Raw genomic sequence first — 11,597 nt, forward strand, 5'->3', positions numbered from 1 at the left:
GTGGGCGGCGATTCTTGACACTGCCCGGTTGGCTTCTCTAGGATGCCGCTCATGCGCCGATTTAAACAGCTACTTGCGGGGCGCCAGGTGACTCATCCAGTTGCCGATAGAAGCCAGGAAACACGGCTTCGAAATACCGCTAAAGCGCTGGTTCGGTGTTGCCTCTCACCTGCCATGCAGACTTTTGAGGCAGAGACACGACACGATGAACACACCCAGCCCCCTTGTACGTCTTGCGCCAATCACGGCGAACCTTGTCCGACGCAACCCAAAAATTCTCCTCGGCGGTACTCACCAGCCAACGCTGTTGCGTTATCTCGACGGCTGGCCGCGGCGTAGCCACGGCCCGGCGGCCTTCCTGATCCAGTTTGTCGAAGACGGCGAGTCATTGGCGCGTTTCGCCAATGACAGTTTCGACTTGGCCGTCATCCAGTCCCCAACGGGGGCGGACGCTCACGAAATGATCAAGCAACTGACCCGTGTAGCCAGGCAAGGGCTGATTACACGCCGTTAAGGATGTCAGCCTTTGGCCCGGGCCCTGAATTGGTTGGCATGCATGCAGTTGAGCACGATGTTGCTTCGTGTCGACCAGTCAGTGTTGATGATATGGAAGCGCTGGATATAGCTCTCGCTGTCCTTGGACGCGAACCAGAGGTCCACTTTGTCGCTGAAATCGTCCGGGACGTAAAGGCCGGTATATTTGGCGCATTGGATGGCACGAAGGGCATAGGGCCTTTTGGGCTTGGAACTGGCTTCGTCCATGAAGACTTTCAGTGTCGAGGTGCTTATGTAGTTTTCTCCAATCCATTGTTGTTCGACACCGGGCCAGTGACCGTCTCCGGAGCGCCGGTTATAGGAAATGACCACGCTCTTTCCCGGCATCTGTTGTCGTAGCTGCTCCAGCGTAAGATAACTTTGGGAGTACGGTATTAATCGGTGCCCAATCGTCTGATCGATCAAGGCATGGAGTTCTTCATGTGAAGCTTCGGTGAAGTTCTTGAATTGATGGAAGTTTAAAATGATTATTTCATTCTGGCGCCTGGGATTCGCATAAAACGCATTGAGCGCGCCAAGCACATCGTCGGCCACGGTGCGGCCAGAAGCGGTGAGGTGATACAGCTGAAAACGACGTGGATGGCCAATGGGTTGGCGAGGGAAAAGCTCTACACGCAAGTCGAGCACCCGAAACCCCCGCATGATCTGATCGCGGACAGGCACGTCCTGGGTGATTTCGTTGGGCAGCATCATTTTCGGGGCTTCCCTGTCAGCCCCCGAATCATGCGTGCCGGGCAAGATCAATTCATCGATACGAAGTTTATAAATGCCCGGTGTGTTATCCATCCAGCGGTCGCTGAAGTTTGCATCCATGTTATTCATCCTTGAATAATCAGTTGATTAAATTAAGTGCGCGACTGGCGCGCATCTAATTTCGTGCATGGGCAAGTTGAAGTCAAACTGAGAATGTCTCCGTCTTGTACTTCAATGTTTCGTTGTTGTAAAAGTTATAATCGGGTTGGTTATAAGTATTCGATGCGGGTGATATAGATCAGCTGTTCTCCGGCAGGTGTCTGGACTCGCACTTCGGCATCCAGGGCTTTGCCAATCAATGCCCGGGCAAGCGGCGAATCGATACTGATCAGGTGCTGTTTCAAATCCAGCTCATCGGGCCCGACGATGCGATAGCGCGATTCGTTGCCATCCTCGTCTTCCACAGTGACCCAGGCGCCGAAATACACCTTGTTCGGGTCACTGGGCTTTTCACTGACGACTTTGAGCGCTTCGAGGCGCTTGGTGAGGAAACGTACGCGGCTGTCGATCTCCCGGAGCATCTTCTTGCCGTAGGTGTACTCGGCGTTCTCCGAGCGATCGCCCTGGGCCGCCGCCTCGCTGACCGACTGGGTCACCTGGGGGCGGCGCACGTGCCAGAGCTCATGAAGTTCGGCGCGCATCCGCGCTTCACCTTCGGGAGTGATCAGCGCGGTGCCGGCGGTGCGGGGAGGGCGATAGCGACTCATGGCGACTTCTTGTGATGACGAGGCCCGAAGTCTATCAACCCTCGCGCAGTACTGTCAGGGGGCTGGCGTTGAGGGCTCGGCGGGTACCGAATACCCCCGCCGCACCGATCAGCAACGCCCCCACCAACGGCAGCACCAACAGCCATGGGTGTGGATGCCAAGGCAAGTCGAGGGCATAGCGGTAGAGGACCAGGCTCACCAGTTCCGAACCCAGGGCGGCCAGCAAGCCACTGACCGCACCCAGTAATCCGAACTCGATGCGCCGGGCCTTGGTCAGCAGCGGCCGCTCGGCGCCCAGGGCGCGCAGCAACGCGCCTTGTCGGATCCTTTCGTCAAGGGTGGCCTGCAAGCCCGAGAACAGCACAGCCATGCCCGCTGCCAGTACGAACAGCAAGACATACTCCACGGCCAGCGTCACTTGGGCCAGGATGCTGCGCAGCTGTTCCAGTAGCGCTTCGACTTGCAGGATCGTCACCGCCGGAAAGGCCCGGGACAGGTCGACGATCTGTTGATCATGGCCCGGCGCCAGATAAAAGCTGGTGAGGTAGGTGGCCGGCAGATCCTTCAAGGTGCCGGGCTGGAAGATCATGAAGAAGTTCGGCTGGAAGTTGTCCCAGTTGATCTCCCGCAAGCTGGTGACCTTCGCTTCCCGATTGACGCCGCCAACGCTGAACACCAGGCGGTCGCCCAACTTGACCTTGAGGTTTTCGGCGACCTTGCCTTCAACCGAAACCCCCGGGATATCGTCCGACGGCTGCTGCGACCACCAGGACCCGGCAGTCACGAGATTGCCCGCCGGCAAATCCTCAGCCCAGGTCAGGCTCAGGTCCCGCTGCAGTGCCCGGTCACCTGCCGAGTCCTTGGTGACGAACTCCGTCGCCGGCTCGCCATTGATGCTGATCAGCCGCCCGGGTACCACGGGATAAAGCGGGGCCGATTGCGCCGACAGAGCGACCAGTTTGTCGGTGAAGGCCTGCTTGTCGTTGGGCAGGATGTTCAGGGCGAAATAGTTCGGCGCATTTTTCGGTAGCTGGTTTTGCCAAGTGTCCAGTAACTCGCCGCGCAGCAGCGCGATCAAGGCCATGGACAGCAGGATCAGGCCGAACGCCAGCGCCTGGCCGGCAGCCGCCAGGGGATGACGCAGCAGCTGGCCGAGCCCCAGCCGCCAGGGCAGTGAAGCGCGCGCCAGCATCCGGCGCAGGCTTTGCAACGCGAGTAACAGCAGGCCGCCAAGCACCAGCGCAGCAATCACACCACCACCGAGCAAGGCGAAGGTGAGCACGAGGTCCAGGCTCAGGCGCCACATGATCAGCCCCAGCGCGCCCAGTGCGGCGCCGTAGACGACCCAACTGCTGGAAGGGATCGGCAGCATGTCTCGTCGCAACACCCGCAGCGGCGGTACCCGACCCAAGGCAGCAAGTGGAGGCAAGGCGAACCCCGCCAGTGCCACCAGCCCGGTGCCGATCCCGGCGATGGCCGGCAGCATTCCGCCTGGCGGTACGCTAGTGGGCAACAGGTCATGCAGCAAGGCGAACAACCCCAATTGGGCGATCCAGCCAAGCAGCGCGCCGCTGAGGCTCGCCAACAGGCCCAGCATTGCCAGTTGCAGGCTGAACAACACCATGGTTTCGCGGCGGGACAGGCCCAGGCAGCGCAACAGCGCGCTCGCATCGAAGCGTCGGGTGGCGAAGCGGTTGGCCGAGAGGGCGACGGCAACACCGGACAGCAACACCGCCACCAGGCTGGCCATGTTCAGGTAGCGCTCGGCCTTGCCCAGGGCACCGCCGATCTGTCGGTTGCCATCCCGGGCGTCTTGCAAGCGTTGGTTGGGTTCCAGGCCCGGCTTGACCAGGTCGCGATAGGTTTGCAGCGCAGGCGCCGGGCCGCGCCACAGGTCTCGATAGCTCACCCGGCTGCCCGGCTGCACCACGCCCGTTGCATCCAGGTCCTGGAGGTTGATCATGACCCGAGGCGTCAGGCTGTAGAAATTACCGGCGCGATCCGGTTCGTAGGTCAGTACCCGGCTCAGGCGCAGGGTCTTGTTGCCGACATCGATGCTGTCGCCAATCTTCAGGTCCAGTGCCGTCAACAGGCGTGCTTCTACCCAGGCTTCCCCCGGGGCCGGTCGTCCACCGGTTTCTTCCGGGGCGAAAGGGGCCGGGGCGCTTTTCAACTCGCCACGCAAAGGGTAGATGTCATCGGCTGCCTTGACGCTGGACAGCTGGATGCCGTTGTCGGTGGCGACCACGCTGGAAAACTCGACCACACGGGCGTGTTCCAGGCCCAGCTCGGTGCCGCTGCGGATCTGTTCCGGGCGGGCAGGGGAACTGCCTTCAAGCAAAAGGTCGGCGCCGAGGAATTCGGTGGCGCGCATCATCATCGCGCCGTTGAGCCGGGCACCGAAATAACCGATGGCGGTGCTCGCCGCCACGGCCACCAGCAGGGCGAAGAACAGCACGCGCAGTTCACCGGCGCGGGCATCGCGCAGCAACTGGCGGACAGCAAGACTGAACAGGCGCAACAGGGGCAAGCGTGCCATCAAGGCTCCAGGGGCGCGACCATCTGGCCGGCTTCAAGTCGGATCAGGCGCCGGCAGCGATGGGCCAAGCGTTCGTCGTGGGTGACCAGCACCAGGGTGGTACCGCGTTCCTTGTTCAGCTCGAACAACAGGTCGCTGATGCGTTCGCCGGTATGGCTGTCGAGGTTGCCGGTGGGTTCGTCGGCAAACAGCACGTCGGGTTCGGCGGCAAACGCACGGGCAATCGCGACGCGCTGCTGTTCACCGCCGGAGAGCTGGCGTGGCGAATGGGTCAGCCGCTGGCCAAGCCCCACCCGTTGCAGCAGTTGGGTGGCGCGCTCGCGGGCGTCCTTGCGACCGTCCAGTTCCAGCGGCAGCATGACGTTTTCCAGTGCGTTGAGGCTGTCGAGCAACTGGAACGACTGGAAGACGAAGCCGACGTGTTCGGCGCGCACGCGGGCCCGTTGATCTTCATCCAATTTACTGAGGGCCTGGCCGGCAAGGGTGACTTCACCGCCGCTGGGCAGGTCGAGGCCGGCGAGCAGGCCCAGGAGCGTGGATTTGCCGGAACCGGATGCGCCGACAATGGCGAGGCTGTCGCCTTTGTTCAGTTCCAGGCTGAGTTCGTGCAGGATGGTCAGTTCACCTTCCGCGCTGGGAACCACTTTGCTAAGGTCCGTCGCGGTGAGAATGCTTGAGCCCATGGAGAATCCGATGCGAGTGTGGTTTTTGAGTGCCGGCCTGGCCTTGATGTGCATGGCCCAGAACGCAGCGGCGGGTACAGTCCTGATCGTTGGCGATAGTATCAGCGCGGCTTTCGGCCTGGATACCCGGCAAGGCTGGGTGTCGTTGCTCGAACAACGGCTCAAGACCGAGGGTTTCGACGATAAAGTGGTCAATGCATCGATCAGCGGCGACACCAGCGCAGGAGGGCTGGCGCGGCTGCCGGCGCTGCTTTCAGCCCATAAGCCGGACCTCGTCATCCTGGAACTGGGGGGCAACGATGGCTTGCGCGGACAACCGCCAACACAATTGCAACAAAACCTTGCAGCGATGATCGACAGCTCCCGCGCCAGTGGTGCGAAAGTGCTTTTGCTGGGGATGCAACTGCCCCCCAACTATGGGCGCCGGTATACCGATGCGTTCGCGCGGGTCTACAGCACGTTGGCAGAAGAGAAAAACGTGCCGTTGGTGCCGTTTTTCCTCAAGGAGATCGGGGGGGTGCCCGGGATGATGCAAGGCGACGGATTGCACCCGTCCGTCGCGGCCCAGGGCAAGTTGCTGGAAAATGTCTGGCCGACGCTGAAACCGCTGCTTTGACGCTTTTCTACAGGCGGTGTTTCGGCTAATGTGGCGCCCCCGATTTGGAGCCCCCGATGCCGCGTCCAGCCTGGTCCCTGTTTGCCTACCAACTGATCGAGCCCGACGAGCAGTTGGATCTGTTCGCCTGCCAGGAAGTACGGGTGCACTTGGTGACCCGGCAGTTGGAACTTGGCGGTTCGGCCGACCGGACCTTGTGTGGCAGCCTGCTGCCGGCCCAGCCGCGCTGGTCGAGCGTCGATCGCAAGATTTTCCAGGATCATCGCCTGTGCTCGCTGTGCCGGGCAATCCTGGAGTCCCAGAAACGCGGGACTTCGCCGATCTGGCCGGAGTTGCGGTTCGAGTTGTGACCCCCCCCGATTCGCTGCATGACCTTGTGGGAGCGAGCCTGCTCGCGAAAGCGGTGGATCAGCTTGTATCAATGCCGTATGTGCGGGCGCCTTCGCGAGCAGGCTCGCTCCCACAGGACTGTATCCTGCCTGAACATGCTGCGCATCGGGCGCTTCAGCGCCGCTCTCCCCGAAATAACGGGGGGCAGTGTACAATCGCCGCTTCCACACCCTCTGTTCGATCTGCGAAGGATTTCCCGGATGTTGCCGCGCTTGCCTGCCGTCGCCCGCTGCCTGTCTCTTGCCGCCCTGTGTATGGCTGGTCCCGTTGCTGCCCTGGAGTTGCCTCTGCCACCGCCGGGTGAAGACATCGTCGGCCAGGTGCAGGTCATCAAGGCCAAATACGAAGACACCTTCGCCGACCTGGGCACCACCTATGACCTGGGCTACAGCGAGATGGTCGCGGCCAACCCCGGGGTCGATCCGTGGCTGCCGGGCGCGGGCACCGAAATCGTCCTGCCGACCCGCTTCATCCTGCCGCCAGGCCCGCGCGAAGGGATCGTGATCAACCTCGCCGAATATCGCCTCTACTATTTCCCCAAGGGACGGAACGTGGTCTACACCTTCCCGCTGGGGATCGGCCGTGAAGGCTGGGGCTCGCCTATCGCCCACACCAGCATTATCGCCAAGACCCCGAACCCGACCTGGACCCCTCCAGCCTCGATCAAGGCTGAACACGCCGCCGATGGCGATCCGCTGCCGAACGTCGTGCCGGCCGGCCCCGACAACCCGCTGGGCCCGTTCAAGTTCACCCTGGGCACCCCGGGCTACCTGATCCATGGTTCGAACAAGAAGTTCGGTATTGGCATGCGTACCAGCCACGGTTGCTTCCGGATGTTCAACAACAACGTATTGGAAATGGCGAGCATGGTGCCGGTGGGGACTTCGGTGCGAATCATCAACGACCCGTACAAGTTGGGCGTAAGCGGCGGCAAGGTTTATCTGGAGGCCCATACACCGCTGGACGACAAGGGCAACCCGTCGGTGGTGGACAAGCACACTGCGGTCATCAATGCGATGCTCAAGCGTGAAGACATCACCAGCAACTTGCGCATGAACTGGGACGTGGTGCGAGACGTGGTGGCTGCCGAAGATGGCCTTCCGGTGGAGGTTGCCGTTCCGAATACTTCTGCCCCGATGGTATCGAGCGCGCCGGTCGATCTGACGCAATAAACTGCACCTGATAGCAACCCGCCGAGGTCTTTCGACGTCGGCGGGTTTTTTATCGTCTGGAAAAAACCAGGCAATAAAAAAGCCGACCCACTAATGGGTCGGCTCGATAACAATCCCGAGGGATTATTACTTGCGGCTAGCTTTTTCCAGCATGCGCAGAGCACGCTCGTTAGCTTCGTCAGCAGTCTGTTGTGCTTTTTGAGCAGCAGCCAGAGCTTCATCAGCTTTACGGTATGCTTCGTCTGCACGAGCTTGGGCGCGAGCTGCTGCGTCTTCGGTGGCAGTCAGACGTGCTTCGGTTTCTTTCGATGCGCTGCTGCAACCGGTAGCCAGAACTGCGGCCAGGGCCAGAGCAGAGAATTTCAGAACGTTGTTCATCGTGTTCCCCTTCAAGGACTTTCTATTTAGTGACTGTCTCCCCAGAGTGAGGAGTTAGCCGGCGTACATACTACTCATTACTTGTAGTAAGTAAACTGACGTAGCGCAAGAAGCAAAAAAATTGTAGGCGGTGATTCTTTTTCAGGCAACTTTTCTGTTGGTTGTTTAAAAAATACACAGCCTCAACCGCGGGAATGGAGCGCGCCGCTGAAAAAAAGTTCCGCGGGCCGGTCAACTCAACCAAAGCTGCTAAACGCCGCTGCTTATTGATTCTCCTGGACTTTTGTTCATTTTTTGCGCAGCCCGCCGGGCATCTTTTATTGCTTATGGCGGTGACTTTAACAGCGGGCGCTCGTCTCAAGACTCAACAACTGGCGATGTTCAGCTATAGCGTCTGGACCGACTAGCGCTTGAAAATGAGGCTCAACCGATAAACCCGTCGAGGTTTACCACTTCAGTGACAGGCGTGTCTTGAGCATTTGCGTCATTGGTGCCTACTATTCACGACGTGCTCAGGTTTGGGCGGCTGGTTTTTTGCCCTCGGTGACCGGATTGGCACGGGGTGGCGTAGATGTTCCTTCGCCGGAAAAACATCGGTAAGGTAGGGGTCGGCATTCAGACCCGCGAGGAGTAGTGATGAGCGAGGCGGTTTCCATCCACCATGACCAGGCTGGTCATCAGTTCGAGACCATTGTGGACGGTCATCGTGCCTATCTGACCTATATGGACCTGGGCAAGCAGACCCTGGACATCTATCGCACCTTCGTGCCCAACGCATTGCGCGGCCGGGGTATCGCCGCGAAGTTGACCGAAGAGGCGCTGCGGTTCGCTGAAGAAATGGGCTACACGGTAATCCCGTCCTGCTCCTATGTAGAGCGCTACATGGAGCGTCATCAGCGGCACGCGGCGAAGCTTTGATAGACTAAGAATTCACCATAAAAAAACGCCGGACTGAAAAGCCCGGCGTTTTTTTGTGCCTGGAGGAGAGCAAGAGATCGCAGGCTTCGCCAGCTCCTACATCCCCCGCTCCAAAGTGTAGGAGCTATGTAGGAGCTGTGTAGGAGCTGCCGAGTGCAACGAGGCTGCGATCTTTTCAACCGCGCTGACGCCCAGGCAGCACATCCTTGAGCTTGGCATGCATGCCGCGCAAGGTCTTCTCGGTCGCGCTCCAATCGATGCAGGCATCGGTGATGGAGACGCCATACTGCAAGTCGGCGAGGTCTTTCGGAATCGCCTGGCAGCCCCAATTCAGATGACTTTCCACCATCAGGCCGATGATCGACTGGTTGCCTTCCAGGATCTGGTTGGCGACGTTTTCCATCACCAGCGGTTGCAGTGCCGGGTCCTTGTTGGAGTTGGCGTGGCTGCAATCGACCATGATGTTCGGTTTGATCTTCGCTTTGTTCAGTGCCTGTTCGCACAGCGCGACGCTGACCGAGTCGTAGTTCGGCTTGCCGTTGCCACCACGTAGCACGACGTGGCCGTAGGCGTTGCCCTTGGTGGTCACGATCGACACACCGCCTTCCTGGTTGATGCCGAGGAAACGGTGGGGGCTGGAAACCGACTGCAAGGCGTTGATGGCGACGGTAAGGCCGCCGTCAGTGCCGTTCTTGAAGCCGACGGCCGACGACAGGCCGGAGGCCATTTCGCGGTGAGTCTGGGATTCGGTGGTCCGCGCGCCGATGGCCGACCAACTGATCAGGTCCTGCAAATATTGCGGGGAGATCGGGTCCAGGGCTTCGGTGGCGGTGGGCAGGCCCATTTCGGCCAGGTCCAGCAGCAACTGGCGGCCGATGTGCAGGCCGTCCTGGATCTTGAAGGAGTCGTCCAGGTACGGGTCGTTGATCAGGCCTTTCCAACCAACGGTCGTCCGAGGTTTCTCGAAATACACCCGCATCACCAGGTACAAGGTGTCCGAGACTTCCGCTGCGAGCACTTTCAGGCGCTCGGCATATTCGTGGGCCGCCTTGATGTCATGGATCGAGCAAGGCCCGATGACCACGAACAGGCGATGGTCGGTGCCGTCGAGGATGTTGCGGATGACTTCCCGACCCTTGGTCACGGTGCGCAGGGCAGCGTCGCTCAAGGGAATGTCGCGCTTGAGCTGGTCAGGCGTGATGAGGGTCTCGTTGGAGGCGACGTTAAGGTCGTTGATCGGTAAATCAGCCATCGTGTTACTCGTCAGGTCACGGGTGCCGGCCGCCAGCGATCCCCGCGCGGCGGTGCACAGCGGATTTGAGCGCGTCGGGGAGCCGAACCTTAGCGCGTTAGGAGGTGGCTCGACAATGGGCAGGGATGGGTTTAATCCCCTATTTGTCTGGCCATCGACCCCGAAGGCAGGCCGAGGATTAATTTCACGACTGCTTACAATGTAGATTGCATGCCATCTGGCCCCCGTTGATAGTGTGCACGGATTGTTTTCAAAGAGGGCTACGGTCATGCAGGCAGGCGTAAGAGCGCGGATAGGAATGATCGGCACCGGGGCAATTGGCGGCTTCTACGGCGTGATGCTGGCGCGTGCCGGCTTCGATGTGCACTTCCTGCTGCGCAGTGAATTTGCCGCCGTGGCCGAAGGCGGCCTGCGAGTCGACAGCGCAGTCCATGGAACGCTGGCTCTAAGCCCGGTCCAGGCATACCGTTCGGCGAACGAAATGCCGCCTTGCGACTGGCTGCTGGTGGGCGCCAAGACCACCAGCAATGCCGACCTGGCCCCGGCCATCATCCAGGCTGCCGCCGATGGGGCTAAAGTCCTGTTGCTGCAGAACGGCCTCGATGTCGAGGACGACGTGCGACCGCTGCTGCCCGACTCACTGCATTTGTTGGGTGGCCTGTGCCTGGTCTGCGTGCACCGTGTCGGCCCGGGTACCGTTGCCCATCAGGCGCTTGGCGCAGTCAATGTCGGTTATCACAGCGGTCCTTGCCGGGATCAGGCCGAGCGCATGGCGATTGTCGAAGAGGGGGCTGGGTTGTTTCGTGCAGCCGGTATCGACTCCCAGCCCATGCCCGACCTGCAACAGGCTCGCTGGCAGAAGCTGGTCTGGAACGTACCGTACAACGGTCTCTCGGTGCTGTTGGGCGCCAGTACCACACCGTTGATGGCCAATGATGATAGTCGCGGTCTGATCCAGGCGTTGATGGGGGAGGTGGTACGCGGTGCGCAAGCCTGCGGGCATCAAATCGCACCTGGGTATGCCGACTATCTCTTTACGATGACCGAAAAGATGCCCGACTATTGGCCAAGCATGTATCACGATTATTCCCATGAACGGCCGCTGGAGTTGGATGCGATCTACAGCCGGCCATTGGCAGCGGCGAAAGCGGCGGGCTGCGATCTGCCGAAGATCGAAGCCTTGTACCAGGCGCTGGCGTTTCTGGACCGCCGCAATCGCTGATGGACGGAGGGGGACAGCATGGCGAATAACATCGATGACAAACTGGTGCTGGCGATTTCATCGCGGGCCTTGTTCGACCTGAGGGAAAGCCACAAGGTCTATCTTTCCAGCGGTGTCGAGGCCTATCGGCAATACCAGATCGAGCATGAAGACGAGGTGTTGGAGCCCGGGGACGCCTTCGCCCTCGTGCAGAAATTGCTCAACCTCAACGAGCACTTGGGACGTGCCCGTGTCGAAGTGATCCTGGTGTCGCGCAACAGCGCCGACACCGGTCTGCGAGTGTTCAACTCGATTCATCATTACGGCCTCGCGATTTCCCGCGCAGCGTTCGTTGGCGGTCGCAGTCCTTACCCGTACCTCAAGGCGTTTGGCTGCGACCTGTTCCTCTCCACCCACGCCGAAGACGTGCGCA

The 11,597-nt window shown here is 60.3% G+C and carries 13 protein-coding genes; 7 read left to right on the forward strand and 6 right to left on the reverse strand.

Features of this window, described 5'->3' with window-relative positions; genetic code table 11:
* Positions 1-205: 205 nt before the first annotated feature.
* Entirely contained in the window at positions 206-514 is a 309-nt protein-coding gene (locus OC610_RS12430) for a class I SAM-dependent methyltransferase (RefSeq protein ID WP_264428027.1), read from the forward strand.
* Positions 515-519: 5 nt separating this feature from the next.
* Here OC610_RS12430 and OC610_RS12435 read toward each other — a convergent pair whose 3' ends face one another.
* From OC610_RS12435 to OC610_RS12450, 4 genes are all read right to left on the reverse strand, one after another.
* A complete protein-coding gene (locus OC610_RS12435) occupies positions 520-1,368 on the reverse strand; it encodes a PI-PLC domain-containing protein (RefSeq protein ID WP_264428028.1) in 849 nt (282 codons plus the stop codon).
* A 149-nt stretch (positions 1,369-1,517) separates the two neighbouring features.
* A complete protein-coding gene (gene greB, locus OC610_RS12440) occupies positions 1,518-2,015 on the reverse strand; it encodes a transcription elongation factor GreB (protein ID WP_030141861.1) in 498 nt (165 codons plus the stop codon).
* 34 nt (positions 2,016-2,049) lie between these two features.
* The gene (locus OC610_RS12445) at positions 2,050-4,554 is read right to left on the reverse strand and encodes an ABC transporter permease (protein ID WP_264428029.1); all 2,505 of its coding nucleotides are present in this window, start codon (positions 4,552-4,554) and stop codon (positions 2,050-2,052) included.
* Positions 4,554-5,237: an ABC transporter ATP-binding protein gene (locus tag OC610_RS12450; protein WP_264428030.1), complete on the reverse strand. Its 684-nt coding sequence runs from the start codon at positions 5,235-5,237 to the stop codon at positions 4,554-4,556. The genes OC610_RS12445 and OC610_RS12450 overlap by 1 nt, the downstream gene beginning before the upstream one ends.
* A 10-nt stretch (positions 5,238-5,247) precedes the next feature.
* Between OC610_RS12450 and OC610_RS12455 the strand changes: the two genes are divergently transcribed.
* The 3 genes from OC610_RS12455 (at position 5,248) to OC610_RS12465 (ending at position 7,415) form a co-directional block, all read left to right on the forward strand.
* Positions 5,248-5,853, forward strand: a complete 606-nt coding sequence (locus tag OC610_RS12455) for an arylesterase (protein WP_249873885.1) — start codon at positions 5,248-5,250, stop codon at positions 5,851-5,853.
* Positions 5,854-5,909: 56 nt separating this feature from the next.
* The gene (locus tag OC610_RS12460) at positions 5,910-6,203 is read left to right on the forward strand and encodes a hypothetical protein (RefSeq protein ID WP_003199347.1); all 294 of its coding nucleotides are present in this window, start codon (positions 5,910-5,912) and stop codon (positions 6,201-6,203) included.
* A 240-nt stretch (positions 6,204-6,443) separates the two neighbouring features.
* Entirely contained in the window at positions 6,444-7,415 is a 972-nt protein-coding gene (locus tag OC610_RS12465) for a L,D-transpeptidase family protein (protein WP_030141866.1), read from the forward strand.
* 126 nt (positions 7,416-7,541) lie between these two features.
* Here the strand turns inward: OC610_RS12465 and oprI are convergent, their stop codons facing one another.
* Positions 7,542-7,793, reverse strand: a complete 252-nt coding sequence (gene oprI / locus OC610_RS12470) for an outer membrane lipoprotei OprI (protein ID WP_011335311.1) — start codon at positions 7,791-7,793, stop codon at positions 7,542-7,544.
* Positions 7,794-8,429: 636 nt separating this feature from the next.
* Between oprI and OC610_RS12475 the strand changes: the two genes are divergently transcribed.
* A complete protein-coding gene (locus tag OC610_RS12475) occupies positions 8,430-8,711 on the forward strand; it encodes a GNAT family N-acetyltransferase (RefSeq protein WP_030141867.1) in 282 nt (93 codons plus the stop codon).
* Between the two features lie 175 nt (positions 8,712-8,886).
* Here OC610_RS12475 and OC610_RS12480 read toward each other — a convergent pair whose 3' ends face one another.
* A complete protein-coding gene (locus OC610_RS12480) occupies positions 8,887-9,963 on the reverse strand; it encodes a 3-deoxy-7-phosphoheptulonate synthase (RefSeq protein WP_264428037.1) in 1,077 nt (358 codons plus the stop codon).
* A 268-nt stretch (positions 9,964-10,231) separates the two neighbouring features.
* Between OC610_RS12480 and OC610_RS12485 the strand changes: the two genes are divergently transcribed.
* Together OC610_RS12485 and OC610_RS12490 are read left to right on the forward strand one after the other, a co-directional pair.
* Positions 10,232-11,185, forward strand: coding sequence for a putative 2-dehydropantoate 2-reductase (locus OC610_RS12485; RefSeq protein ID WP_264428039.1), 954 nt, complete (start codon positions 10,232-10,234; stop codon positions 11,183-11,185).
* An 18-nt stretch (positions 11,186-11,203) separates the two neighbouring features.
* Positions 11,204-11,597: 5'-nucleotidase (locus tag OC610_RS12490; protein ID WP_264428040.1), on the forward strand; the 394-nt coding region annotated here is incomplete at its 3' end.

It is taken from the genome of Pseudomonas agronomica, assembly GCF_025917275.1.
GTDB classification, from domain to species: domain Bacteria; phylum Pseudomonadota; class Gammaproteobacteria; order Pseudomonadales; family Pseudomonadaceae; genus Aquipseudomonas; species Aquipseudomonas agronomica.